This is a genomic window from Nostoc sp., from assembly GCF_036917555.1.
GTDB lineage: Bacteria > Cyanobacteriota > Cyanobacteriia > Cyanobacteriales > Nostocaceae > Nostoc.
The window spans coordinates 20,195-46,793 of sequence record NZ_JBALDD010000072.1; the positions used below are offsets into that span (position 1 = coordinate 20,195).

Below are 26,599 nucleotides of genomic sequence, written 5' to 3' on the forward strand. Positions count from 1 at the left end.
TAGTTCCCAGTCCTTAACCGTGAATAAAAAAGTAGGCAGTCATGCTGAAGGCAACAATCATGACAAATTTCCGAATTAAGTGCGGTTCAAGTTTACGAGCATAATGGGCGCTTAAGTAACCACCAAGAGAGCCACCTACTGCCATCAAAATAGCTTGATGCCAGGCAATCACACCTGCAAAAATAAATGGAATAATTGCAATACCATTGATACAACTCCCTAAAAATGTCTTAAAAGCATTGATTGTATGAATACTTTTGATGCCTAAAAATGTCAAAGTTGCCAGCATTAAAATCCCTAAACCTGCGCCGAAGAAACCGCCATAGATTGCGATCGCTAGTTGAGCCAGTACCAAATTAAACAAAGGTACAGACTCAGGTGATGACTTTTGACTTTGACGCTGCAACCACTTTTTGAAAGGTTCGCCAAAGGTAAACACTAGGGTTGCCAGCAGCAACAGATAGGGAATCAGCTTTTTAAACACATCTGGCGATGTATACAATAAGGCGATGGAGCCAATCATGCCACCAAATAAACTGACACCACATAGAAGTAAAAAATCTCGCCGCTCGATGTTTAAATCTTGACGATATGCTCCAGCACTTGCTAGAGCAGCCACCCAAATCGCAGTATTATTCGTGGCGTTAGCTGCGATCGGGGGTACACCCGTAAAGATAAGAGTTGGAAACGTGATAAAGCTTCCACCACCCGCTACAGCATTTAAGCCGCCTGCAATAAAAGCGGTACTGAAGAGAAGTAAGCTATGGAAAAGTGTTAAAGATGGTGGCATTATTTACGAATTATTAATTTGGGAATATCACTTGGAGAATGGGCAATCAAATCAGCACCATGAGCTTTCAATTCCTCCTCAGTTCCATAGCCATAGGTAACACCAATTGAGGCGATGTGATGGCGCTTGGCTCCAATGATGTCATGTGAGCGATCGCCTACCATCACCACAGTAGAGGGTAAAAGTTTTTCTGTTAATAAAATATGGTGAATTAAGTCACCTTTTATGCTTCGCGTTCCGTCAAGTTCACTACCATAAACACCATCAAAAAGCAATGCTAATCCAAAATATTCAATAATTTGCGTCGCATAAATAGATGGTTTAGAAGTCGCAACAAAAGTTTTATAACCAGCAAAACAAATGGCTCTTAGGACTTCTGAAATTTGGGGATAAAGTGAGTTTTCAAATAATCCAATTGTGGCAAAGCGACGACGATATAGTAAAAGAGCCTGTTCAATTACTGTGCTATCTAAGGTATTAAGTAATTGCGAAAAGCTATCTTTCAGTGGTGGGCCAATACACCAATTTAATTCATCAGCATTCGGTGGTTTGTAACCGAGTTCAGAGAGTGCATATTGAATGCAACCAGTGATGCCAGGTTTAGGATCTGTCAAAGTCCCGTCAAGATCAAAAAGGATAGCGGAGAAAGGCATATCTTAATTCCCAATTCAAGCCCTAATTTTGAGCGATTTCACAAAGCCTTCTGCACTAAGTAAGGCGATCCCCAATGTGACAACACCAATTCCTACACTCTGAATCACATTTAAAGTTTCGTTAATGGTTATCCATGCCATTAGTGCCGTCAATGCTGGACTGCTAGAGCCGATTATGGAAGCGGTAGATGCGCCAACTATCCGAATTCCCACATTGTTTAATGTGTGTCCAAGAAAGCTGACCAGACCGGAAAATATGCTGCCAATCCATAGGGGTGTCCAGTCAAGTTGGGCGTTTTTACCTGGCCAGAACAGTAAGCTAATACCAGAGAGCAGTAGAGTGCAGGCAAAACTGATCCAGGTAAAGGGAATTGGATGGAATTTTTCTAAACATTTTTGAGCAATGATGCAATAAAAAGCGTAAACGATCCCAGCGCCAAAACTAGCGAAAATGCCGATCGCAATGGTATGACTGCTATAAGTAGCAGAAGATTGGGGAATGGTGAGAGCACTTCCCACTAGAATAATAGCCATTACCAGCCAACGGAACAATGTGGGGCGATCGCCAAAAAACCTCCAAGACAGCAGCGCTGTAAATACGGGATAGGTGAAGAAAAGGGTCAAGGCAATGCCTGTGGGAATCAAGCCAATAGCAATGTAGAGTGAGGCAATATACACAAACATCAGTACCCCACAGCCAAGAGCTTGGATTAGAACATCCCTACGCTTGCGGGTGAACAAGTCTTGAAGTTCTGTCCAAGCAGATGGATATAGCTTGAATGATAGAGATGCCATGAGTGGAACCACCAGCAGCATTCGCATGAACATCAGCAAGAAAGAATTTTGCAAATCCGGTTTAACGTATCCACCGAGTAAAAATAAACCTAGTACGAGATGTTCTGAAAACAAAACTCGGACAGTAACGTTGTGAAACGTCAAAACAAAGGAGGATAGAAGAACCGTTAGGATGCCCAACACGATAAAAAGTTTCCTTAGAGACGACCTGATTGTATTGTTAAAACCTAACAAACCAGATGAAGTTTGAGGAAATCAAAGCCGTCGCTTCAAAAACACTGCCAGTTGTTCAATCAAAACTATGCCAAGGAACCGACGCCCACAGGTTCAGAAGCAGTCTTTGTGCTGAACTGGTTCACCGGACGGGGTAAACCAAGATTTTCACGCAAAGTACTACCTTCATACTCAGTACGAAATATTCCTCGACGTTGCAGTTCGGGAATTACCAAGTCTACGAATTCATCTAAACCTCCAGGTAGCCAGGGCGGCATGATGTTAAATCCATCAGCCCCACCATTAACGAACCAATCTTCTAACTGATCGGCAATGTGTTCTGGTGTTCCGAGAATCGTTCGATGTCCTCGCGCTCCTGCAATCCACAAATACAGTTGCCGAATTGTTAAATTCTCTCTGCGGGCAAGATCGGTAATCAACTGCAAGCGGCTTTTGCCAGCGTTGGTATCAGGCAGATCCGGCAGCGGGCCATCTAGGGGATATTTAGACAAATCATGGCCACCCACTAGCCCAGAAAGCAGCCCTAATCCTACTAAGGGATGGATCAACTCCTGAAGTTGCTCATATTTATCCTTAGCTTCCTGCTCAGTCTTACCAATCACTGGGAATACCCCTGGCATAATTTTAAGATGGTCAGGGGAACGTCCGTATTTAGCCAATCTCCCCTTGACGCTGGCATAGAAAGCTTGAGCTTCTGCCAATGTTTGTTGTGCAGTGAAAATCGCCTCTGCTGTTTGGGCAGCTAAATCCTGTCCAGCCTCAGAAGATCCAGCTTGTACAATTACTGGATATCCCTGCGGTGGACGCGCCACATTGAGCGGACCGCGCACCGAGAAATATTTGCCCTTGTGGTGGGGAACATGCAACTTTTCTGCATCGAAGTAAATACCTGACTCCTTATTGTGGAGAAAAGCATCGTCTTCCCAACTGTCCCAAAGTTTGGTGACAACATCTACAAATTCCCTCGCCCGTTCATAGCGTAGCGAGTGTTCTAGGTGGTTTTCTTGGCTGAAATTCTGCGCTGCGGCTTCAGCAGCAGAGGTTACAAGATTCCAGCCGGCACGACCACCACTGAGATAATCTAGTGATGCAAACTTGCGGGCGAGATGAAAAGGTTCATCATAAGTCGTTGATGATGTTGCCACCAACCCGATATTTTCTGTCACCGTAGACAGAGCCGACAATAAGGTTAAAGGTTCAAAGTGGACACTAAATTGTCCCGAACGGCTAAAAGCCTCAGTCCCTTGCCCTCGATCCCAGACAGCTAAACCATCTGCGAGGAAAAGCATATCAAATTTACCCCGTTCAGCTGTTTGTGCCAGCTGCTTGTAATGTTGGAAGTTTAGACCTCCATCAGCCGGGGTGTTGGGATGTCGCCATGCTGCGACGTGATGACCACTACCGGGTAAAAATGCTCCGAGTTTAAGTTGTTTTTTCGTACTCATATTTCTATTTGCGAGAGCGTACTTATGCTTTTTTCGTTCTCTTGTTTGGAACAATAAAATGTTAGTTATTAAGACTCTGGTCTTGTTGCTTGGATAGAAGGTAGTTTAGAGAATTCATCGTACCAATGGGCAAGTTTTGGATATTTCTGCCGCCATTGCAAATCAGGAAGACGGATTTCTAGTCCAAGTGCAGAGGCGAGGGTTATATGAGCAAGTTTAGGAGTTTGGTCGAGTTTATCTGCTATCTTCTCGAAGTAGTCCAAAATTCTCAACGCCCGCTCATGCTCAAACTCGATCACCCCAGGAGACTGCTCGCCCAGAGAACGCCTTAACTCCCGTACCCACACAGCAATACCATCTATAAACCCACCAGTCATACCTTCGAGTTGCTGTAAAAAGCCATTAGATATGTCAGCAACTAGTTTAATTTCAGGATTTAAGTGATTCAGATAAGCGCATATTATACGTGTTTCACTCAAGATAAATCCTTCGTCAGTAGCTAGAGTTGGTACTTTACCTGTCGGGTTGTAATTCAATAGGTCGCTGTTTGGATCTCGTGCAATGACTTTTTGCGTTTCGATGCGATGTCTACGACGGGCTACGCCTACGCACAGATTCAATTCTATTATTGCTACCCGTGCAATACGTGCATAGGGTGAGTTAAGTGTATAGAAGAGTTTCATAAAAAGCGCGATCGTCATTAGATACTGAGTTCAGAATTCAGGAGTCATTAATCAGTGGAAGGTTAAGCCAGCAAAGGGGAGTGGGGAGATGAGAGGGAGCAGAGAAAGCAGGGGAGTGGAGTTCAAAGACTCATTCACGAGTATCAAAGACTCGTCAACGAGTATCAAAGACTCATCCGCGAGTATCAAAGACTCGTCAGCGAGTATTAAAAACTCATTCACGAGTATCAAAGACTCATCCGCGAGTATTAAAGACTCATCCGCGAGTATTAAAGACTCGTCGGCGAGTATCAAAGACTCATCCGCGAGTATTAAAGACTCGTCGGTGAGTATTAAAGACTCATTCACGAGTATCAAAGACTCATTCACGAGTATCAAAGACTCGTCAGCGAGTATTAAAGACTCGTTCACCAGTATCAAAGACTCATCCCCTATTCCCCAAGCCCAAGTATTACGCAGTTACCGCCTGACGTCGGTTGTACTCAGAAGCATCTCCTTTGATAGCCTCACTTTGTTTACCATCAATGCCAACTGGGAGATCGCCGACAATTGTGACGCGTTGAACGTGGCGGGGCTGGTCGCCGTAATCTGCGATCGCATAATGTTGAGTAGCCCGATTATCCCAGAAGGCTACGTCACCAACTTGCCAACGCCACCGGACTGTGTTTTCAGGACGTGTGATGTATGCTTGCAACAGCCGCAGAATGTCATCTGATTCAGTTGTTGATAAGCCACGGAACTGGCGCACAAATCCGCCGATGAATAGCCCGCGCTCCCCAGATTCGGGATGGACGCGTACAACTGGGTGCAGAGTCTCGTATACAGTCGAGGTGAAAACAGCCCGGTAAGCCTTAGCATCTTCAGGTAAGTCAAATGCAGTAGCATAGTCGAATTTGTTGCTGTGTACTGCCCAAAGTTGGTCCGCAAGATTACGCAAATGGGTAGGTAAATCTTGGTATGCAGTTACTGAGTTTGCCCAGATTGTATCGCCACCAGTTGGCGGAATGTCAAGCGCTCGTAAGATAGAGCCGAGAGGAGGACGGTCTACAAATGTTACATCAGTATGCCAGCTATTAGCGCGGGAAGTGGTACGCCCATAATTCAGGTCTAAGACTTCTGGATTTTCTGGCAGCGATGGTACAGTTGGGTGGGCTGTAGTGAGTTCACCGAAGCGACGAGCGAAGGCGACTTGTCCATCAGCATCGAGTTGTTGCTGACCACGGAAAAAGATGACTTTGTATTTGACTAGAGTCTTGCGAATATCGCTGATGATCTCATCGCTGAGTTTAGAACTCAGATTAACACCAATAATTTCAGCACCGATACGTCCTGCAACTGGTTTGATATCAAAGTATTGAGAACCCATGTTTTTATCTCCAAGAAGTTTAAGTTTTTACAAGAGTAGAGACGCGATTCATCAGACGCGATTCATCGCGTCTCTACTGTTAAACACCAGGGGTAGATCCGCCATCAACGATAATCTCTGTTCCTGTAATCGATGCAGCAAGATCAGACACCAAAAATAGCGCCAGCGCAGCAATTTCTTCTGGCTGGGCGATTCTTTTTAAAGGAATACTCTGGATGTTTTGTGCCTTCACTTGCTCGACGGTAATGCCTTGTGCTTGGGCATTTTGCCGAGCTAAAGTCTCGGCACGCTCAGTAGCTGTAGCACCAGGGGAGATAGCGTTAATGCGAATCTTGTACTCGGCTAGCTCTTTAGAAATGCCCTTTGTGAAGTTCAGCAAAGCAGCATTGCTTGTACCACCAGCTAGGAAGTTCGGACGAGGTGTCCGTCCTGCACCACCGACTATATTGACAATCCGCCCATCACCGCGACTTTTTTGATGGGGAACGACGGCTCTAACTAAGCGGATATAGCCCAATAATTTTAAGTTCCAAGCATCCAAAAATAAATCATCAGTGGATTCTAGGAAAGATCCAGCACGGGCTGAACCTGCATTATTAATCAAGATATCAATCTGACCAAACTGGGCTAATGTTGTGGAGACAACTTTCTCAACATCCTCTGCTTTAGTTAAATCAGCGCTGATAGCAATAACTTTAGCCCCAGGAGTTGGTAAAGACTGGATGTCAGCTACAGCCTGATCTAAGCGTTCTTGATTGCGGGCTGCGATCGCAACATTCACACCTTCACTATAAAGTGCTTTGGCAGTAGCTAAACCAATGCCCGCACTTCCTCCAGTGACGATCGCTGTTTTACCTGATAGTTTTAGTTCTAAGCTCATACAAACTTACCCTCAAAAATGTAATTTACTTGCGAACCAATAATATTGCTGATTGAGAGCCTATATTATGAATATCCAAGATGGCTTGATTTTCCCCAGAAGTGCAGCCCAGAAGTATTTTGATTTCTGTATCCCGTTTTTCCAAGTCAACACTACAAATGACGGCGGTGACTTTTTTGCTAAACAAACTACCTATCCAGACATCAATATCGGCTCCATCTCCAGAGCGAGTATTTTCCAAGTATCCATAGTCCAACGGATAAACAAAGGATGGATAAAGTGGATGTGATGTCCCTTTTGGGCGATCTATCTTGAGATTACTAATGGCTACAAGCTGATCTAGTTTTAACCAGAAGTCAGTACTATCCCTCATACCATCTGCCATTGCTCAATTTGAAATGTGCAACACAGCTTTGCCAGGAAAACGCCTATCGAGTAGTTGTTGGGCCACGTCAGCTATTTGTGTCCAAGAAGCTTCTAAGTCAATGTGAGGATGTAACTCACCTGCTTCTACTAGACTCAAAAGCCGTTTTAGACCGACTGCTGCTGATTCAAATCTCAATTCATCAAATAGACGTAAACCATACAGGCTGACGCTACCAGTCCCAAAAAATTGAGCCGCGTTGAATGTCACTTCAGCTCCCCCAGATACTCCATACAGCACAGTTTTCCCATCCTGTGCCAGTAAGCCAAGGGCTACCCCCAAAGTCTTACCACCTACTGACTCTACAATTAGATCATAGGGGCCATACTCGCTGGCGGGTGAAAGGTCTTCGCCAATCACTACCGATTGCGCCCCTGCTTCTCTAACTAGAGTTTCATAGCCAGCTTGACGAATATGTGCTACAACTTGCGCTCCTGACAGTTGCGCCAATTGGATAGCGAAGTAACCTACGCCTCCTGATGCACCTGTAACCAGAACCGTCCGACCCAAAAGTGAACCACCTTTTAACACTGCATGGTATGCAGTTAAACCCGCTACAGGCAGCGTGGCCGCTTGAGCAAAAGATACTGATGGCGGCACTACTGCTAAGGCGTCAGTAGGAACAGACACGAGTTCTGCCCAAGCACCGGCACGGCGCAAGCCAACTACACGCGCCCCTTGGGGAGGCCCCGAACCATCGGCGGCGGGGATTTCCACTACACCTGCTAGGTCCCAACCAGGCTGCCAACCAGCCTCAGCAGTGGTTGAACGTTTTATCTCTCCCCGATTGAGGGAAATTGCTGCTACCCGCACTAGAGCTTCATCTGGGGCAGGCTTTGGTGCAGTCACTTCACTCAGTGCCAAACGCCCTGGCACATTGGGATCAACAATCACAGCACGTATTTTGCTCATAAGGTTGCCCTGGCTTAGAGATTAATTTCTAGTTTGTTGGTTTGCAATGAATGTTATACCTGCAATAAATAATCTCGATAGATTAGCTTTTTATTCTTAACTGCAAATCCTTGCAGCTAGGTTAACAAAATTTAATAAACAACGGCATCTTGATAGAATTACAGTATTTTGGGTTCGTAATAAAGAAAGTTATCACAAACAGCCAGAAGAATCAAGCACCTGTGAAAATATTTGTTTCATCTATTGCTGCATTGTCAGCTAGTCGTATCAACCTTCTAGCTTACTCTATGACCCGCCTTCTGTCGGGCATCTATGGATTTTGCTATGCAGTATGGTAAAATTTTAAATTAATAACTTTTATCTTTTTTATCTGATAAAAATCAAGCTTTATTGCCGGATAAGTATTTTAACAATTACTGCATTATTATTTATTAATATGCTAGTAAAAATTCAGCAATATCTATGAGCAAATATCCTATTGAAAATATCTAAAATTAGCACTTTGGTAGTAAAAATTCCAGGATACTCGATTGAGTCTGTAATTTCTCAACTGCAGGATTATTTGCAACAACAGGTGGGTGTGATGATTCCATTAATTGTCACGGCAGGTATTTGCGATCGCACCGACATTGATCGCATGTTGGCAAAAGATATGATCACAGAAGCAAAAGCAGAAGTTGGTGAAGCAAGAATGAAATCGGCTGAACCGACAGAAACTTAGTCAGTGAGCGTAGGCCTAGCTCGCACTTCTCTACGAGACGCTGCGCGAACGGCAAGCTCAGTGACCATCGTAGACATCGCTTTGCCCAAACGATAACGGAAAAAGTTAGCTCTCCATAACCCTTTTTCTCTCGTTCGGCCGATTAATTTTTCTGGCGACCCCACCATAATAAGCAGATATAAAATAGCCAAAAGAAAAACTCGTGACTGAAGAATTACAGAAAGGCGATCGGGTAAAGTGGAATACATCACAGGGTGAAACTACTGGCAAAGTAGAAAAAAAATTAACTTCACCCATAGATATAAGTGGACATCATGTTGCGGCCTCAAAGGATAATCCACAATATCTAGTGAAAAGCGACAAAACTGGCAAAGAAGCTGCTCATAAATTCGATGCTCTTGAAAAAATTGAAGACTAATATAGCGTTATGAGTAAAGATATCAAATCAGTAATAGATGAGTTTTATTCTTCAGTCAACATGACACCAAAAGAACTAGCATCCTGGCTGGAAACAGAAGAATCTCAATCTGTTGGACAAAAGAAAAATGACGATGAATCAATTGGACACAAATCAGGTAAGCAGATCATCGGTTTGCTGAAAAAGAAAAAAGATACTTATACAGATGATGATTTATCACAGATGAAAAAAGTCGTTAGTTACATTCATCGCCACTTAGCGCAGCAGCCTGAAGGCGATGTTGAACATACACGTTGGCGCTACTCACTAAAAAATTGGGGACACGACCCGATTAAAAGTTGAGAGTTAAAGTGTAGCCTTGGAAAGCTTCGCCTCCAGTTAAAAGTCGTTTTAATTTTTCACAAAGAAAAGGGTGTGGAGTTGCAGGTTTGGGTGTGGATTGTAGAAATAAAAAATTTTAGTTCTGGGTCTAAAGCCCAGTAAAAAAAAAGATGTATAACGAGTGGCGCAGCGCGTTCGCCCTTGGCGTCTCGCAAAGAGAAATGAGCGCGTCATTGCTTCAATCTCACATTTTGAAACGTGGTTTCCCTACACCCTCTGAACTCTTGACAATATGTATAGACTTTAGTCTAATTTTGTCATCATTGAGCTACCCAAATATTCAAGAATTCACATCTAGTGAAATTAATTATGCATTATTCAGGACACATAATTAATTTCACGAGCAGATGTCTGATAAATAGCTAACGAACTGTTCCCCGCAGGGCTTCAGTATCAATTGGTTTGATGAGGTAAATTAACAGCAGATTCCAAACAATTGCTGCAATCAAAGGTAGTTTGCGAATTAGCTTCACCAATTTAGGACTAAAACTGCCTTCAATCTCTGCAATTTTCAAGTTATAACCAACACAGCGTTGTAGACGTGAGAAAAACTTGGGATGTTCAGTATTCAATATTACAGGAAAAGCGCGTCCTGCGGTTTGATTGGTGTTGCGGACAACTTGGATATCAAATTCTGTGGCATCAAGTCCCAATGATTTGTAGAACCCGGAACGTTCATGAACTGTCAGGGTGTGAGTAGCAAATACTGATAGCAAAAAAAAGCGACTCCACAGCCTAGATTTCCAGGTGTTCCAGAGTTGCGGTTGAGAACGCAATAATGCTTTGAATATGTCCCCGTGGCGGTTTTCGTCCTGACACCAGCTTTCAAAGTAGCGGAATATGGGGTAAAACTGGTTTTCTGGGTGCTTTTCTAGATGCCTGAAAATAATAATGTAACGCCAGTAGCCAATTTTTTCTGAGAGGTAAACGGTGTAAAGTACCCATTCAATCGGGAAAAATGTATAAGTGCGGGTTTTAGTAACAGTGCCTAAATCAAGGGAGAGTTTAAAATCGGCCATTGCTTTGTTGAGAAATCCAGCATGGCGGGCTTCATCACGTGCCATCATTTGAAATATTTCCGCTAGCACTGGACTGCGATTTTTTAGCTTGCGGGATAATTCCTTGAATAGCAAAAAGCCGGAAAACTCAGAAATGCAAGAGCGTTCCAAATACTCTATAAATGCCTGCCTTGCTTCACCATTAATGTGTTCCCAAGACTGCTCAAACGCTTCATCACGAACAAAATGGTGGCGGTTGTAGTCTGTCCGCATTTCTGTCAACATCGCCTGCAACTCTGTTTCCTGGGCAGACAAATCCAGCTTGGCTGCGGTTTCAAAATCTGTAGTGTAAAACCGCGGGGTGAGTACAGTTTCTTTGCTGGGGGTTTTAATTTCTGGCTTGGGTAGGGTGTTAACCATGAGTAATGAGGCGAGCGAATCAATAGTTCTATAACTATCAAGTTATGACAAATGCAATTATTTTGCTAGACCTCTTTACAATCCTTCAGTAAAGTCGGCAGGAAGGGATTTCCAATAAATAAATTATCCATCTTGTGGATTGGGCATTTGACTGAGCGCTCACGCCGAAGTTTTGCTACCCTGAATATGGGACGAGTGGAGCGATCGCAGCAATTTATGTAGAATTTACAGGATGAGATTTGCACATTTGAGCAAGTTGATGCAAAAGCACGCTTTCAACAAGCCACTGGAGCAAACAGAAGGCAAAGAAAGACGTAAGCGCGTGATTCCAGAAGGGCGGGTGTTTAAAGAGGGTGTGAATTTTTCCGCAGTTTGGGGGAATAGCCTATCAGCTTTTAATCATCGCGATCGCACCGTTGGACATTTAGCTAGGGCGTGAGGTACTCCTAACCATTTATCCTAGCTAAATTCTTGCCCTCTGACTTAAAAGTATGGATAACAGGGCGTTGAGCCAGTGCTGAGTCCAAATACCAGTTCCCAATCATTCTTTCATCCAAGGCTTTTGAAACTTGTTTTATACTGTCTTCTTCACCGCAGTAATTCCTCAACTTGATGTTGGCTCCATAAAGTTCTGTATAAACCCTGTTGTTTTAAAAGTTCTAAGTGATTTCCGATCTGCATAATTTTTCCCTTGTCCATCACAAAAATTCGGTCAGCAGCCGCCGCCGCTGATAATTGGTGCGTAATAAAAATTACTGTTTTACGTTCAGTACCACTGGAGAGATTTTTGAGGATTTGCGTGGCTGTTTGATTATCCACACTAGAGAGAGCGTCATCCAAAATTAACACTGGAGCATTGACCAACATTGCTCGAGCCAAAGCAGTACGTTGCCGTTGACCGCCAGAAATATTAATACCGCGTTCACCAACAATAGTTTCATATTGCTGGGGAAAATTATGAATTTCTGATTCAATTTGGGCAAGTTTAGCGACAGATTCTACCTGCTGTTGTTCGCTAAGTGGATCGCCGTAGCGAATATTATTTTTGATTGTAGTGCTAAATAGAAAGCTATCTTGAGGAACGTAGGCGATCGCACCTCGTAAATCTGTTAGAGCGATCTTAGTAATATCTAGCCCATCTAAAAACAATTGTCCTGATTCAATATCCAACAAGCGCGGTAAAGCATTGGCCAAAGTAGATTTCCCCGAACCAATTGCCCCAACAATCGCTACAGTTTCTCCAGGAGCAATGGTAAAGTTAACATTTGCTAAAGCTGGAGTAGTGGAACCAGGGTAATTGTAGGTGAGATTTTTAGCTGTCAGTTCACCTTTAAGTTCAGCCACTGGTAGATGTATGGCATCGGCTGTGTCTTGAATTTTCGGTGTGACAGAGAGAATAGATTCAAGCCTATCGATACTAACTTCACCACGTTGGTAGGCAGTAATTGTGAATCCTAAAAGGGCAGTGGGAAAAACCAGGCGCTCTACATAAATTAACAGTGCTAAAAAATCGCCAACCTGAAGCGTCCCAGCAGACATCCGTGCTGACCCTAGCCAGATGATTACCAGTGAACTGATATTAGCTAGCCCGCCAATTAGCGGAAACAGTGTATTGCGGAGTTTTGCCAATTCCAGGTTAGCAGTCAATAGCTGCTGATTTTTCTTGGCAAAAGCTCGGCGCTCGTTTGCTTCTTGAGCATAGATTTTAATTAAGGCAATACCACTAATATCTTCCTGGATGAGTTCGCTGATATCAGAGAGTTGCTCTTGGACTTTTGCTTGTTGTTTGCGTAAGCGATCACTAAACAGACTCACCAACAAGAGCATAAAAGGGTAAACTGCTAGGGCGGCTAGGGTGAGATCCACGCTAATTGCCAGCATTACTGGCAGTGTCAGGGCGTAGGCAAACACCGTATTTGCCAAACTCAAGACCGCAAAACCCAATAACCGCTTGATATTGTCCACATCACTAGTAGCCCGACTAATCAAATCGCCAGCAGTATTACTGGCAAAATAAGCAGGCTCCAGCTTCAGTAAGTGTTCAAAAATCCGTTGTTTCAGGTCAAATTCCACCTGACGTCCCACTCCAAAAAGCCAAATGCGTGATGCCATGCGCATTAGCCACATCGCCGAACTGAGTAAAACAATGACTACTACGTAATGTAGTATTTGGTTCCAGCTGAAGGTTGTCGAGAGTTTGTCAACACCAGCACGAATCAACCAAGGGATATAAACACCCAGTGCATTGACAGACAACAAAGCGAGAATACCCAAGGAGGCTTCCCGCCAATGGGGTTGTAGGTAAGCACTGAGTTTAGCGATTCGTCGAGATTTTGCCATTAAAGCAATTGTGCAACTTTATCATCTAGATTAACTGCTAGTCCCAGAAGGCAGCTATGAAGAGGAAATATCGCTTGTTAGAAATTCAGCTTTTATTACCTCTTTTAACTGGATAGTTATTGCCGTTCGGTACTAGTAGTCCACTACAGCAACTTTAATGAAGAAATAAGTTCGTAGTAAGGACTTTAGTTCTTGGATTGAGCGCTTGAGCGCTTACTACGAACCAAGTATTGTTCTCTTGCCTGATTACCGCTGAACACGCAAGAACCTGTAAACTTCAATGAGATAACTTTCCCAAGTTCTTGTTGTCAATTGCAACGTTTCCGAATTTGGTACAAAGTCTTCAAGTCGTAAACCGCGTGTGCGAATATCTTGAGGACTTCCTTGTAATAAATAGGGAGGCACTCTCAAATTATAAGAAAGAATGCGATCGCCCGTCACATCTGAGATGTTCGCTGTGGTGGGTTGCCCTAATGCCACCAGTGTCTCAGATATTGGTGTAGCAGTTGCAACAGATGTTTCACCCGTCATTGCTAGAGGTGCTCTATAAAGGAAATAAGCAACTGCTGGTGTACTTGCTAACAGCAAAATAGTCAGTGCCCAACCGATCAAGTATCCTCCTGGTTTCTCTATTCCACCTCCTTTGATTTTCTGAGCGGCAATAATCATCAGTAAAACAGAGGCTCCTAGAGGCTTGAGTGGAAAAGATAGCATCCTCCACAACGACGCCACAGCAGGTTCATTGGGGTTAAGAAATGATAGGGCTACGATTACCAAGATAACCACTAAGATTAATCGCCCGACAAAACTTCCAGAGGGATAAAATCGCTGGAATAGAGAATAGACGATAGTGCCAATCAGCAGCCACAGCAGTACCCGGCTTAACAATAGAAACATAGACTAACTCTCAAATTTTCTGGTGCAGTGAGCCAGTGTGGTGGTGTTCGCGTAGCGTCTCCGTCAGGAGAGGCAGTCCGTTTCGATCGGGGTTGCCCCCAGAAAGGACTGCTATGCAGGGAAACCATGCATAAAACGGCGACTTCTTACTGGTAGTGACGTTAGAAGCGTCACCCGTAAGGCTCAACCTAGAGGTTTCGAGAAATGGATTTATTTTATTGTCAAATTGTAATCGCACTGTTTGACTCAAAATTTCTCAAACCTCACACCCAAAGACTACCGTCGTAGTGATTTTAGTGCAATTTTTTGACACTGCGTCTATTATTTATAATTTTCCAGAAGAGTAATATGGTACCGATAAACTAAATTAATTAAGTAATCGACTCAAAAGGAAAAACTATGTCGCCTGGAAAGCCTACTATTCTGGTAACGGGGGGAGCTGGATATATTGGTTCCCATACAGTGCTTGCTTTGAAGAAAGCAGGTTATGGCGTTGTCATACTTGATAATCTGGTTTATGGACATCGCGATCTAGTAGAAAAGGTTTTACAGGTAGAACTGATAATTGGGGACACAAGCGATCGCGCCTTGCTCGATCATCTATTTAAAACCCACGATATTGCTGCGGTGATGCATTTTTCTGCTTATGCCTACGTAGGAGAATCTGTTACTGATCCGGCCAAATATTACCGCAATAACGTCCTTGGTACTTTGACCCTGTTAGAAGCGATGCTGACAGCATCTGTAAAGAAATTTGTCTTTTCTTCTACCTGTGCCACTTACGGGGTACCGCAATTCGTGCCGATTCCAGAAACCCATCCCCAAAATCCGATTAATCCTTATGGCGCTACAAAGCTGATGGTAGAAAGGATTCTCTCTGATTTTGATGTCGCTTACGGTTTGCAATCAGTGCGTTTTCGCTATTTCAATGCTGCTGGTGCTAATCCCAATGGCTTACTGGGCGAGGATCACAACCCAGAAACCCATTTAATTCCCTTGGTGCTAATGACAGCTTTAGGCAAACGAGAATCTATCTCAATTTTCGGCACTGATTACCCCACCCCCGATGGTACGTGTATTCGCGATTATATTCACGTTAATGACTTAGCAGATGCCCATATTTTGGGATTGGAATATTTATTAAAAGGTGGCGATAGCGAAGTTTTTAATTTGAGCAATGCCAGCGGTTTCTCCGTCAGAGAAGTCATTGCGGCAGTCGAAGAGGTGACAGGGATTTCGATCCCAGTAGAAGAACGCGATCGCCGTCCTGGCGATCCCCCAATTCTCATTGGCACCAGCGATAAAGCCAGAACAATCTTAGGCTGGCAACCTCAGTATCCATCCATCAAAGATATTGTCGCTGATGCGTGGCAGTGGCATCAGAAGCGACATAAATAAGGGCATTGGGCATTGGCAGAGGCAGTTCTTGCTGGAGGCAGATCGCCCTTGACGTCTCCCCTTGGGAGAAAGCACAAGTTATTTAATTTTGAATTTTGAATTTTGAATTGCTCTCCCCCTGCCCCTCTGCTTCTTCCCTACTCCCCACCCCTCCTCATACTTTGCATGACGACAACTAAGATGCCAATAAATCCGAGAATTGGCAGTGCGATCGCCCAAGTTGGTAATTGTTGAGATTGACCCTCTACTAAATCACCATTGACATCTCGCAGGTTTCGTGTACTTTGTGTAGACCCGCCTCCTGCCACAGTCACTTCAAATTTGAATTCAAAGGGTTTGAATCTTGCCCCAGAGACAGGTTTTCCATTTAGTTGCAACTCATAAAGGCCTGGTTTGGGAAAGACAACTTCTGCACCTGGGATGCCTTGATAACGTTCGGCTGCTACAGGTTCTAACTGTGGTTCTAACAGCGGTGGCTCTCCGGCTGCATAAGGTTCGGCATAAACAGCCAACTGACAATTACACTGTGACAGGGGAATTACCCTTCCACCTCTGCGGGTAAGTGCAAACCAGGCTTGGCTTGGTTCTCCAGCACGGGGATTATCATTTGGTTCAATGTGGAGAGTGCCACCGACATCTCCAGCTACTTCCACCTTATGAGCAAAAGCAGGGTAAAGATTAGTTATTGATATAACTAAGCAACTCAGGAATAATAAATACTTTATTGTTCCTTGATTCTTCCAGAAAATGCCTTTGAGGGGGTAACGCCTCTGTTTTTGACTCGCTAAGATAGAGCCAGAAAATAAGGATGATTTACCGCGATTTGGTTGGGGGAACATAAAACTTTTCTACGGCTAACTTTGACCAAAAAAAGCGCGATCGCACTAGCAAGACACTGAGAGTAACAATTACCATCAGTACTGCCGCTAATTTATTTCCCCAAGTTGATTGCAAGGAACCCAGGTAATGGGAACCAATCAACACAGTATGAATGGCACTCAAGAGCAAGGCTGGCACACCCAATAGATGAATCTGTCGCCAACGCTTGCCCAAAGATTTTTGCAACGATTCCCAACTTGTAAAAGCGGCGGGGGACATTAATACCAATGCTACAGCACCCGCAGCCATCCCCCACTGAAATTCTGGCGGCAGAAACGAAAAGGCGGCAAAATTCCATTGCAATGAGTGTTCTATCATGTGGAAGGTGTGAACCACAGAAAGCACAAAAGATCCCACACCCAAGCCGCGACGGTAACGCAGTGGTGAAGCCCACAAGCCACTAATCGGACGCGCAATTAACGCCAAAATTAAGCAGATTAAGGCGGCGTGTCCGGTGTAATCTACCATTGTGTCACCAGTCCGCAGCAAGGTGATGATCCCAATGGTGAGTGTTACCCAACCGCCTAATCGAAACAACTGACTGCGCCTATCTTTACTTACCAAAGATGTGGAAACGCCTACACCTAGCATCGTGGGCAAGGTTCCCAAGCCAAAAGCCAGCATAGTAGCTGTACTCATCCATAAATTGCCAGTTTCAGCGGCTTTAATTTGGGCAGCATACAGGAAACCACAGGGCATTAAACCCCAAGTCATCCCCAAAAGCATTGGTGTCCACCATTTGGTTTTTAAGGAAAGCTTAACCATTCCTCTGCTGAGGCGATCATGTAAACTACCTTGCAATAGGGGATGTAACACGGGAATGCGCGGTAGTAAATCGGGTTTTAGTTGTCCTAAGCCAAACCAAATCAACATCACACCAGTCAGAATTGCCATCCAGCGCCGGAAGTCGCTGCCAACACCCGCTAGCTGTCCACCTTGCAGCAATACCGAACCTAGCGCCCCTATGCCAGCACCGACTAGAGCATAGCTCAACATCCGCCCCAGATTTAGCAGGATATGAAATTTTAATTGCTGTTGCCAAGTGTCGGGTTTTTCTAAGGTTGATGTCCGTCCCAAGGAGACTGTTTGTGGACTTTTTGGCTGATGAGACAGAGAAAATGCCACTGTTAACGGGCCACACATCCCAAAGCAATGTCCAAAACTGCCCAGGAACCCCAGGATTGCGATCAGCAACAAATCTACCATAAAAAAGTCCGAGATTCTGAGTTATGAGTCCTGAGTGTCCGAATAAAGATGTTGAAGAAGTAATAAGAAATTTTTTCTTTTCTTCTTTACTCAGTACTCAACACTCCTCTAGTGCGGAACTGTAAGTGAAGTTGCGATCGCTGTCAAAAGACAAAGCGTCAAACTTGATGTTTACAAGAAATCTTATTCCTAAAGGTGGATATCTGCAATGCGGCTGTTAAGGACTTCCAAAAAATAAAACATCCCCCTTTTTGATAAAAATTATCATTCTCCTCTCCCTTTTGTAGTAAATTAAGTAATGATGATTGAATTTTGGGTGCAGCAGCGGTGTCTATATAGGAATCATAAGATAATACGGAGGGGTATATCTGTCTAAGAGCGAACAATGATAAACCAGAATTTACAAGCTGCGATCGCTTCTCTACGGGATCAACCTCCTATCGCTTTTATTAGAACCAAAAAATAATACTGCCCGTGGAAAATTTAGATGCGGTCGCTTTGGTTAACGGTACTTAACATTTTGAGGGATAAACAGTTACCAGAGAGGATAGTTTGGCAAGACTGGTTAAACAATACAAGAATGAATTTCACCCTTGATTAAGCCGATAGTGCAATGGCTCTAGAGTTGATACTGACTCTAGAGCCATTGCTTGCAAATTTCTCCAACTTATAAATTTCCCCGATTTTTGGTATTTTTAGCCTTTCCAGGTGGATCAATAAGTTGAGCACGCATCGGGTTAAGCATTGATTTGAAGCACGATTTTGCCCTGGACATGACCGCCCTGACTCAATTCCTGGGCTTGACGGGCTTCAGATAAAGAAAGGGTCTGAGCAACAACGGTCTTAAGCTGCCCAGAATCGAGTAAACTAGCAATTTCCTCTAGCAGCGAGACCGAGGGTTTCATATTCATCATCTCTGCACGGATACCTCGTTCTTGAGCTTTTTGAGCATTAGGGGGAGCAGCGGTTGCAACCAGAATGCCACCCGGCTTCAGCACTGAATAAGACCGTGCTTGCGTGTCGCCACCTAACGTATCTAGAACTACATCGACATTCTGAACAACTTCTTCAAAGGGTGTTACTTTGTAGTCAATCACTTGATCTGCACCCAGAGATCGGACAAATTCTGCATTCGCAGCTGAGGCAGTTCCAATGACGTGCGCTCCTTTCCATTTAGCAAACTGTACCGCGAATATGCCAACTCCACCCGATGCCGCATGAATCAGGACGGTTTGACCAGGCTTGAGATCAGCATGATCAAACAACCCTTGATAGGCGGTCATTGCTACCATTGGCACCGATGCCGCTTGCACAAAATCCAGCGTCTTTGGCTTGAGGACGATCGCATCTTGTGGAGCCGTAGCGAACTGGGCATAAGCTCCCATTCGCAGTTCACCATAAACTGCTTGACCAACTTGGAATGCTTTGACATCAGTACCGATCGCTTCCACAATGCCTGCAACATCCATTCCAGGCGTGAACGGCAAAGGCATTGGAAAAAACTCTTTCATGTAGCCTGCCCGGATTTTCCAATCGAGCGGATTGACTCCAGCCGCCTGAACCCGAATTAGCAATTCATTCGGTTGTGGTTCGGGTTGCGCTATAGTTTCTAGTGTCAGCGCGTCTGACTCACCATAGTTATGAACGCAAATTGCTTGCATTATCTTATTTACCTCAATTGCTATAAGACTGATATTTGATTTTTGAAAAAAACTCAGTACACCTTTATTCCTTCTTCCCAGTCCCCATTACCCCTTATCCCCAGTCTCTACGAGTAATTCATCTGAACTTTGATTACAAAAAAGCTCGCGGGTGTTACTTCGTTGATACCCAAGCAGGTTGTTTAACAAGCGATCGCACAGCCTCGATAATAGAAGAAGCGTCAATTTTTGCTGCATGAAGTAACTCTTCTGGAGTCCCAGATCCAGGCAGATTTTGTACTGCCAGTTTGATTAGGTTTAGTGGCAATCCACCAGAGGTAGAAGCAGCATCTGTATCCACAAAAGCATCAAGGACAGCAGCTCCCAGTCCACCCTCGCCCCAATGGTCTTCGACTACAACGAGTTTGCCCTGGGTATCACGGGCAGCCTGATGCAGGGTTGTAGCATCAATTGGTTTGACTGAGTAAGCATCGATAACGCGTACCGTAATCCCTTCCTGCTTGAGGTGCTGATATGCTTTAAGTGCTTCATGTAGCGTAATACCTGCTGCAATCACTGCTGCTTGATCCTGCTCAGAACTATAGATGACCTTGCTGCCACCAATTGAAAAATCTTCCTCAGCTTCATAGAGAACAGGTGTGCTTTCACGGGTTGTGCGTAGGTAGACAATCCCATCACAATCGACCATTTGGGCGACAAGTTGAGCAGTTTGATTGGCATCACTAGGGTAAAGCACAGTGCTACCGTACACCGCTCTCAAAGAAGCTAAGTCTTCCAGAGCCATTTGTGAAGGGCCATCCTCACCAATTGAAATTCCTGCATGAGAACCAACAAGTTTAATATTGGCGCGAGAAACGGCAGCCATCCGCACGAAATCATAAGCGCGACTTAAGAATGCCGCAAAACTGGAAGCAAAGGGTTTATACTGGCGCACTTGTAACCCCACTGCTGCGGCAACCATTTGCTGCTCGGCAATGTACATCTCAAAATAGCGCTCAGGATAAGCTTTGGCAAATTCCTCGGCGTAGGTGGAGTTGCTCACCTCACCATCTAAGGCAACTACATCTGGTCGAGACGCTCCGAGAGCTTTTAAGGTATCCCCATAAGCTTTACGGGTCGCCACTTTTTCTCCCTTTTGATAGCTAGGAAGTTGGAGAGTTTGAATTTGCCCAATTGAACTTCTTTGGATTTGTAAATTAGGTTTTGAAACGGCAATAGTGATTTGACGTTCACCACCTAATTCTTCGATCGCTGCCTTTGCTTGGTCAGGTTTCAAGGCTTTTCCATGCCAACCGCCAACATCTTCTAAATCTGCAACACCCTTGCCCTTCTTTGTTCGAGCTACAATTAGTGTCGGACAGTTGGGGTTCTCCATCGCTGCTGCATAAGCTTCGTCAATTTCTTCTAGGTTGTGACCGTCGATTTCAATTGCCTTCCAGCCGAAAGCAAGAGCGCGATCGCAGTATGTTTGAGTGTTCCAGCCTAGCATCGTTTCACCTCGCTGTCCCAAACGGTTGACATCGAGGATGGCAATCAGATTTGCCAGTTTGTAGTGACTGGCGTGTTCAAAGGCTTCCCAAATAGAACCTTCCGCCATTTCACTATCCCCTAACAAAACCCAGGTGTGGTAAGGCAGCTTGTCTAAATACTCTCCAGCTAAAGCAATACCAACAGCGATCGGCAGTCCTTGTCCCAATGAACCCGTTGCCACATCTACCCAAGGTAATGCTGGGGTTGGATGCCCTTCTAGGCGACTACCAAACTTGCGGAGGGACATCAATTCGTCATCATCAATTACTCCCGCCGCTCGATAAATTGAGTACAACAGCGGTGATGCGTGTCCTTTTGAGAAGATCAGGTGATCATTATTAGGGGAGTGCGAATTGCTGAAGTCGTAACGCAGATGCTTGGCAAGTAGCACTGCCATCAGGTCAGCAGCTGACATTGAGGAGGTGGGATGACCAGATCCGGCTGCGGTGGTGGCACGAATACTATTAATCCGCAGTTGTTGTGCCAATTCATGCCATGCTTGCAATTGTTCAAGTGTAGCCATGAGCGCTCTCTTCCATGTATAGGAACTAAGGACAGCACTCACATCCTAGTCAACAAGAACAATCGTTTACTCTAACAAATGACAGAGTTAACAGGCAGAAATTTATCAACTATCAAGCTGTATGTTTAGGTACTTGCAAAGGATAAAAAATAATACAAAATAATCTTTTTTCAGATATTTTATGTTTTTATTTCTTAATAATTACCACTAGCGATCGCTACATTGATAATGTTGTACCGAAAGCCAATAAACAAGTTACAAAAATTCATCCAAAAACAAAGTTATCTACATATAGGGATTTTCTTGGCAACCCTCTTGAGCATTATATTTTTCAGTTGGGTAGGACTCTCGCAGCAACCAGTTACCCTGAATATATTAATGACTGCTCCTGATGCCGAACCTTGGAGGCAGGGTTTAATTAAAGACTTCGAGGCTGAGAACCCTGGTATTCGCATTAACCTAGTTGAAGGGCCCAATGCCACAAATTTGCTCGAAGACCTGTATACCTCATCTTTTATCTTAGGTGAATCCCCTTATGACCTGATCAATATGGATGTGATCTGGACATCCAAGTTTGCTGCTGCTGGATGGTTGCTACCCTTAGACGATCGCATTTCTAAAAAAGAGTTGGCAGCATTTTCACCCCAGGATGTAGAAGGAGGACGTTACCAAAACAAGCTTTACCGCATTCCAGTGCGTTCTGACGTAGGAATGCTCTACTACCGAGAAGATTTAATCAAACAAGCAGGATTGAAGCCTCCAGAAACCTTTGATGATTTGATCCGAATTTCCCAAGTTTTGCAGAAGAAAAAGCAGGTAAATTGGGGCTATCTTTGGCAGGGTCGCCAATATGAAGGACTTGTGGCGATGTTTGCGGAAGTCCTCGATGGCTTTGGTGGCTTCTGGGTTAATCCCAAGACGCTCGAAGTTGGACTAGATCGACCAGAAACATTACGAGCCATTGAATTTCTGCGTAGTACCGTTAAAGAAGGCGTTTCTCCTCCTGGAGTCACCACCTACCAGGAAGAAGATACCCGACGCTTGTTTCAAAGTGGTCAAGTAGCGTTTTTACGCAGTTGGCCCTATGCGTGGCCTTTAGCCCAGGCAGAAAATTCGCCAATCCGGGGCAAAATTGCGATTAAACCGATGGTTCATGCTTCTGGTAAGACAGGAGCGGCTTGTCTAGGGGGCTGGGGTTTAGGGATTGCGAAATCTTCTCAACATCCCGAAGAAGCTTGGAAAGCAATTCAGTATTTTACCAGTCGGGAAGCACAGCGCCGATTCATTTTCAGTGCAGGCTATGTGCCAAGTCGCCGGGATTTATTTACAGACCCAGAAATTGTTGCTAAATACCCCCACTATCCGCAGTTATTGAAGGTCGTGGACAATGCAGTTTTGCGTCCGCCAATCGCGCAATATCCTCAGACATCAGATATTTTGCAGCGTTATCTCAGCGCCGCGTTATCTGGTCGGATGAATCCTGAACGAGCAATGCAAGCTGCTGCTGCCGAAACACGCCGATTGTTGGCGGCAGGGGGAGGGGGCAAGGGAGTTAAAAGTTAAAGCATTAACTTAAAGACTCGTTCATCCGCCTCAAAGACTCATTAACGGAGTTCAAAGACTCATTAACGGAGTTCAAAGGCTCATTAATGGAGTTCAAAGACTCATTAACGGAGTTCAAAATCCCCAATCCCCAGTCCCCAATCCCTTATAACAAATGACAAATTTACATACACTCAGAAATCGAGAACAACAGACAGCATGGATCTTACTAACACCCGCATTACTGCTGCTGTTGTTTGTATTTGCCTACCCGATTTTACGAGCATTTTGGTTAAGCGTATTTACTAAAAATTTGGCAACAGAGCTACAACCTGTATTCTCTGGTTTGGAGAATTATGTGCGGATGGCGGGTGATGGTCGTTTCTGGCAGAGTTTGTGGGCGACAACCGTGTTCACAACAGCATCAGTAATCTCAGAACTACTGCTAGGATTGGGGATTGCCTTAATTCTCAATCAGGCGTTTTTTGGGCGAGGCATAGTGCGTACAACTGCTATTATCCCTTGGGCTTTGCCTACCGCTTTGATTGGTCTGGCGTGGTCTTGGATTTTTAACGACCAGTTTGGGGTTGTGAACGATATTCTGCTACGGTTGGGGCTGATTAAGACTGGGATTAATTGGTTAGGAGATCCAACGCTGGCGATGATCGCACTGGTTTTTGCTGATGTTTGGAAAACTACGCCGTTTATCAGTATCCTGTTGCTAGCTGGATTGCAGTCGATATCACAAGACCTCTATGAAGCTTACTCCGTCGATGGGGCAAATGCTTGGCAAAGCTTCCGCAATATTACCCTGCCATTGCTGCTACCGCAAATCTTAATTGCAGTGCTATTTCGGTTTGCTCAAGCTTTCGGGATTTTTGATTTGGTTGCTGTGATGACCGGGGGTGGTCCTGGTGGCGCTACGGAAGTGGTGTCATTGTACATTTACTCCACAGTGATGCGCTACTTAGATTTTGGTTATGGAGCAGCCCTTGTAGTAGTGACATTTTTAATATTAATTGCGGCGGTGGCGATCGCTAGTTTCTTGCTTAACAAATATCGTGCCAAAACATCAGGAGCCATTTAAGCCATGAGTGTAACTCCCCAAGCAGTTTCAACGACTCCAAAACGAACAGGGGGAACCAAGTTTTCTCTGAAAAAAATCTTGCTGGCGATCGTAGTTGTATTAATAGTGCTATTTAGCCTAGCGCCAGCCTTATGGCAATTGCTGACCTCGTTTAAAGTGAATGAGGATATTGCCGCCGTTCCGACTGTCTATTTCCCTACGCGATTCACTTTCAATCACTACATTGAGTTATTCACCCGTCGTCCATTTTGGCGCTACATCTTCAACAGTGCCTTTGTATCGATTACTTCCACAGCTGTAGCTTTAGCGATCGGCGCACCTGCGGCTTATGCTCTGGCACGGTTACGCACTTGGGGCGAACGAGTTATCCTCGCCAGCATTCTAATTGTTACCTTATTTCCTGGAATTCTGTTGTTCTTAGGATTGTTAGAAATTATCCAAGCGCTTAAATTGGGCAATAATTATCTGGCGCTAATTATACCTTATACTGCGATCAATTTGCCGCTAACAATTTTAGTACTTAGAAGCTTTTTTCAACAATTGCCAAAAGATTTGGAAGATTCTGCTAGGGTCGATGGCTATAACACCTTTCAACTACTATGGCAAATCGTACTACCCATGACCCTTCCCGCCTTAGTGACTACTGGAATCCTCACCTTTATTTTTGCTTGGAACGAGTTTATTTTCGCTCTGACGTTTATGACCCGTGAAGAGTTGAAGACAATTCCCGTTGCTGCGGCTCAGTTAGGTGGTGCGACAATATATGAAATTCCCTATGGCCCGATCGCCGCTGCTACTGTTGTGGGAACGTTACCCCTAATTTTACTAGTTTTGTTTTTCCAGCGCCGGATTGTCCAAGGTCTTACCGCTGGTGCCGTCAAAGGATAAAAATCAAAATGGCTAAACTCGAACTCAAAAACTTGAATAAAACCTACAATCCTAAAGTCATCCCTGTCAAAGACGTTAGCTTAACTGTAGATAACCACGAGTTTCTGACTTTACTTGGCCCTTCTGGCTGTGGTAAATCAACAGTCCTACGGATGATTGCGGGTCTTGAAGAACCGACTCGCGGTCAGATCAAGATTGGAGAGGTGGATGTCACCTATAAGCGAGCAGCCGATCGCAATATTGCAATGGTATTTCAAAGCTATGCACTCTATCCCCATATGACAGTATACGAAAACCTCGCTTCTGGACTCAAGCTGAAAAAAGTACCACCTACAGAAATTAAACAGCGAGTGGCAGAAGTGGCAGAAGTTTTAAGATTAGCAGAGTTAATGAACCGCAAGCCTGGTCAAATGTCGGGAGGTCAAAGGCAGCGGGTTGCTGTCGGTCGTGCTTTGGTGCGTCATGCCGATGTCTACCTGCTAGATGAACCTTTAAGTAACTTAGATGCACTATTGCGGGAACGAGTCCGAGCCGATATCAAACAAATTTTTGCAGCCCAAAAAGTGCCAGTTGTCTACGTTACCCACGACCAAACCGAAGCGATGACGCTCTCCACGAAAGTTGCATTGCTCAACGATGGCTATGTCCAGCAACTTGACCCACCTGACCGCATCTATAACCATCCAGCTAATCTATTTGTGGCTGGATTTGTTGGTAGTCCGCAAATGAATTTGCTGACTTTACCTTGTAGGGGACAATACGCGCTGCTGGGTAACTTTCAAGTGCTTCTCCCAGATATACCAACTGTACCACCGCAGATTGTTCTGGGAATTCGTCCAGAAAATGTCCACATTGCTCAACCAGGTGATACCCAGACTATTCAAGGGCGAGTATTTTTAGTAGAAAATTTGGGTATGCACTATTTGGTCAGTGTCAGGGTTGAGGGTTCACCAACCGGAGCAATTACGGTACGTGCTTTGTTGCCAACAGATCAAAATTGGAGTGACGAGGATATTACATTAGCATTGCCCCCTGAAGATATTCACTGGTTTGATGTGCAATCTGGCCATGCTCTTGTTAAAAGACAAATGTTAGGTGTCAGGAGCTAAGGCAAGAGACGCGAAGAATCGCCATCTCTACAATAATCACTGTCCGTTCGCTTATTTCGATCTGACTTTTTAAATTACTGACGACAGAATTGGTATTTCAGCCTTTCCCAGAATAGCGTAGGCGCAGCACATCGTAGATATCACCACTTAGTAGTTCATTAGAACTATAAATTTCAAATAAAAAGGGAGATCAAAAATTGTCTACAAAAGTTGAAACTCTTATCAGATATAGGTTTGATTAAATTCGAGCAAATGTCAAAAAATCAGCGAACGGACAATAATCAGTCTTTCGTAGAGACGGCAATTTATCGTGTCTTTAGTGATCTACTGGAGTTTAGACTAAATAGCCTTCTTCAAAGGAAAAAATAGGGGGTGTGATTGAACACAGTCCCCCTATTAGCAGAAGCTGAGAGAAGAAC

At 44.4% G+C, this 26,599-nt stretch carries 27 protein-coding genes; 9 read left to right on the forward strand and 18 right to left on the reverse strand.

Translation table 11 applies throughout. The annotated features are described in order from the left end of the window. Positions 1 to 13: 13 nt before the first annotated feature. From V7K60_RS28005 to V7K60_RS28050, 10 genes are all read right to left on the reverse strand, one after another. Positions 14 to 790, reverse strand: coding sequence for a sulfite exporter TauE/SafE family protein (locus V7K60_RS28005; RefSeq protein WP_334930425.1), 777 nt, complete (start codon positions 788 to 790; stop codon positions 14 to 16). After that, a complete protein-coding gene (locus V7K60_RS28010; protein ID WP_334930427.1) occupies positions 790 to 1,443 on the reverse strand; it encodes an HAD family hydrolase in 654 nt (217 codons plus the stop codon). The genes V7K60_RS28005 and V7K60_RS28010 overlap by 1 nt, the downstream gene beginning before the upstream one ends. A 15-nt stretch (positions 1,444 to 1,458) precedes the next feature. Then, positions 1,459 to 2,421 (reverse strand): DMT family transporter, encoded by a 963-nt coding sequence (locus V7K60_RS28015; protein ID WP_334930429.1) that lies wholly within the window; start codon positions 2,419 to 2,421, stop codon positions 1,459 to 1,461. Between the two features lie 116 nt (positions 2,422 to 2,537). Further along, positions 2,538 to 3,917, reverse strand: a complete 1,380-nt coding sequence (locus V7K60_RS28020) for an LLM class flavin-dependent oxidoreductase (RefSeq protein WP_334930431.1) — start codon at positions 3,915 to 3,917, stop codon at positions 2,538 to 2,540. A 68-nt stretch (positions 3,918 to 3,985) separates the two neighbouring features. Further along, positions 3,986 to 4,618 carry a glutathione S-transferase family protein gene (locus V7K60_RS28025; protein WP_334930433.1) on the reverse strand — a complete coding sequence of 211 codons (633 nt, stop codon included), beginning with the start codon at positions 4,616 to 4,618 and terminating at the stop codon, positions 3,986 to 3,988. 33 nt (positions 4,619 to 4,651) lie between these two features. Continuing rightward, positions 4,652 to 5,011, reverse strand: a complete 360-nt coding sequence (locus V7K60_RS28030) for a hypothetical protein (RefSeq protein ID WP_334930435.1) — start codon at positions 5,009 to 5,011, stop codon at positions 4,652 to 4,654. 40 nt (positions 5,012 to 5,051) lie between these two features. Next, positions 5,052 to 5,966 (reverse strand): TauD/TfdA dioxygenase family protein, encoded by a 915-nt coding sequence (locus V7K60_RS28035; RefSeq protein WP_334930437.1) that lies wholly within the window; start codon positions 5,964 to 5,966, stop codon positions 5,052 to 5,054. 79 nt (positions 5,967 to 6,045) lie between these two features. After that, positions 6,046 to 6,846, reverse strand: a complete 801-nt coding sequence (locus tag V7K60_RS28040; RefSeq protein ID WP_334930439.1) for an SDR family oxidoreductase — start codon at positions 6,844 to 6,846, stop codon at positions 6,046 to 6,048. A 25-nt stretch (positions 6,847 to 6,871) separates the two neighbouring features. Then, complete coding sequence (locus tag V7K60_RS28045) at positions 6,872 to 7,231, reverse strand: hypothetical protein (protein ID WP_334930441.1); 360 nt, start codon at positions 7,229 to 7,231, stop codon at positions 6,872 to 6,874. A gap of 3 nt (positions 7,232 to 7,234) precedes the next feature. After that, entirely contained in the window at positions 7,235 to 8,182 is a 948-nt protein-coding gene (locus V7K60_RS28050) for a zinc-binding dehydrogenase (protein WP_334930443.1), read from the reverse strand. Between the two features lie 478 nt (positions 8,183 to 8,660). Here V7K60_RS28050 and V7K60_RS28055 point away from each other — a divergent pair, with 478 nt between their 5' ends. The 3 genes from V7K60_RS28055 (at position 8,661) to V7K60_RS28065 (ending at position 9,663) form a co-directional block, all read left to right on the forward strand. Further along, positions 8,661 to 8,903, forward strand: a complete 243-nt coding sequence (locus tag V7K60_RS28055) for a hypothetical protein (protein ID WP_334930445.1) — start codon at positions 8,661 to 8,663, stop codon at positions 8,901 to 8,903. 202 nt (positions 8,904 to 9,105) lie between these two features. Next, on the forward strand, positions 9,106 to 9,321 hold the full coding sequence (locus V7K60_RS28060) for a DUF2945 domain-containing protein (protein ID WP_334930447.1): 216 nt from the start codon (positions 9,106 to 9,108) through the stop codon (positions 9,319 to 9,321). Positions 9,322 to 9,330: 9 nt separating this feature from the next. After that, positions 9,331 to 9,663 carry a DUF3140 domain-containing protein gene (locus V7K60_RS28065; RefSeq protein ID WP_334846692.1) on the forward strand — a complete coding sequence of 111 codons (333 nt, stop codon included), beginning with the start codon at positions 9,331 to 9,333 and terminating at the stop codon, positions 9,661 to 9,663. A gap of 401 nt (positions 9,664 to 10,064) precedes the next feature. Here the strand turns inward: V7K60_RS28065 and acsF are convergent, their stop codons facing one another. Continuing rightward, complete coding sequence (gene acsF / locus V7K60_RS28070; RefSeq protein WP_334930449.1) at positions 10,065 to 11,120, reverse strand: magnesium-protoporphyrin IX monomethyl ester (oxidative) cyclase; 1,056 nt, start codon at positions 11,118 to 11,120, stop codon at positions 10,065 to 10,067. A gap of 232 nt (positions 11,121 to 11,352) precedes the next feature. Here acsF and V7K60_RS28075 point away from each other — a divergent pair, with 232 nt between their 5' ends. Continuing rightward, positions 11,353 to 11,559, forward strand: a complete 207-nt coding sequence (locus V7K60_RS28075; protein WP_334930451.1) for a hypothetical protein — start codon at positions 11,353 to 11,355, stop codon at positions 11,557 to 11,559. A gap of 149 nt (positions 11,560 to 11,708) precedes the next feature. Here the strand turns inward: V7K60_RS28075 and V7K60_RS28080 are convergent, their stop codons facing one another. From V7K60_RS28080 to V7K60_RS28090, 3 genes are all read right to left on the reverse strand, one after another. Continuing rightward, complete coding sequence (locus tag V7K60_RS28080; RefSeq protein WP_334930453.1) at positions 11,709 to 13,460, reverse strand: ABC transporter ATP-binding protein; 1,752 nt, start codon at positions 13,458 to 13,460, stop codon at positions 11,709 to 11,711. 246 nt (positions 13,461 to 13,706) lie between these two features. After that, entirely contained in the window at positions 13,707 to 14,357 is a 651-nt protein-coding gene (locus tag V7K60_RS28085; protein ID WP_334930455.1) for a hypothetical protein, read from the reverse strand. A 10-nt stretch (positions 14,358 to 14,367) separates the two neighbouring features. Then, positions 14,368 to 14,607: a hypothetical protein gene (locus tag V7K60_RS28090; protein WP_334930457.1), complete on the reverse strand. Its 240-nt coding sequence runs from the start codon at positions 14,605 to 14,607 to the stop codon at positions 14,368 to 14,370. A 149-nt stretch (positions 14,608 to 14,756) separates the two neighbouring features. On the opposite strand from V7K60_RS28090, the gene galE reads away from it, so the two are divergent. After that, entirely contained in the window at positions 14,757 to 15,755 is a 999-nt protein-coding gene (galE, locus tag V7K60_RS28095; protein WP_334930459.1) for a UDP-glucose 4-epimerase GalE, read from the forward strand. Between the two features lie 137 nt (positions 15,756 to 15,892). Here the strand turns inward: galE and V7K60_RS28100 are convergent, their stop codons facing one another. The 4 genes from V7K60_RS28100 to V7K60_RS28115 form a co-directional block, all read right to left on the reverse strand. Continuing rightward, positions 15,893 to 16,594 (reverse strand): hypothetical protein, encoded by a 702-nt coding sequence (locus V7K60_RS28100; RefSeq protein ID WP_334930461.1) that lies wholly within the window; start codon positions 16,592 to 16,594, stop codon positions 15,893 to 15,895. Next, on the reverse strand, positions 16,569 to 17,840 hold the full coding sequence (locus tag V7K60_RS28105; protein ID WP_334930463.1) for an urease accessory protein UreH domain-containing protein: 1,272 nt from the start codon (positions 17,838 to 17,840) through the stop codon (positions 16,569 to 16,571). Before V7K60_RS28105 ends, V7K60_RS28100 begins: the two co-directional genes overlap by 26 nt. 737 nt (positions 17,841 to 18,577) lie before the next feature. Continuing rightward, positions 18,578 to 19,501, reverse strand: coding sequence for an NADP-dependent oxidoreductase (locus V7K60_RS28110; protein ID WP_334930465.1), 924 nt, complete (start codon positions 19,499 to 19,501; stop codon positions 18,578 to 18,580). Between the two features lie 154 nt (positions 19,502 to 19,655). After that, positions 19,656 to 21,554 carry a transketolase gene (locus V7K60_RS28115; protein ID WP_334930467.1) on the reverse strand — a complete coding sequence of 633 codons (1,899 nt, stop codon included), beginning with the start codon at positions 21,552 to 21,554 and terminating at the stop codon, positions 19,656 to 19,658. Positions 21,555 to 21,782: 228 nt separating this feature from the next. Here V7K60_RS28115 and V7K60_RS28120 point away from each other — a divergent pair, with 228 nt between their 5' ends. The 4 genes from V7K60_RS28120 to V7K60_RS28135 all read left to right on the forward strand — a co-directional run bounded on the left by V7K60_RS28120 (position 21,783) and on the right by V7K60_RS28135 (position 26,180). Continuing rightward, on the forward strand, positions 21,783 to 23,117 hold the full coding sequence (locus V7K60_RS28120; protein WP_334930469.1) for an ABC transporter substrate-binding protein: 1,335 nt from the start codon (positions 21,783 to 21,785) through the stop codon (positions 23,115 to 23,117). Positions 23,118 to 23,271: 154 nt separating this feature from the next. Then, positions 23,272 to 24,183 (forward strand): carbohydrate ABC transporter permease, encoded by a 912-nt coding sequence (locus V7K60_RS28125; RefSeq protein WP_334930471.1) that lies wholly within the window; start codon positions 23,272 to 23,274, stop codon positions 24,181 to 24,183. 3 nt (positions 24,184 to 24,186) lie between these two features. Next, entirely contained in the window at positions 24,187 to 25,071 is an 885-nt protein-coding gene (locus tag V7K60_RS28130) for a carbohydrate ABC transporter permease (RefSeq protein WP_334930473.1), read from the forward strand. Positions 25,072 to 25,079: 8 nt separating this feature from the next. Further along, entirely contained in the window at positions 25,080 to 26,180 is a 1,101-nt protein-coding gene (locus V7K60_RS28135; protein WP_334930475.1) for an ABC transporter ATP-binding protein, read from the forward strand. The last annotated feature ends 419 nt before the right edge of the window (positions 26,181 to 26,599 follow it).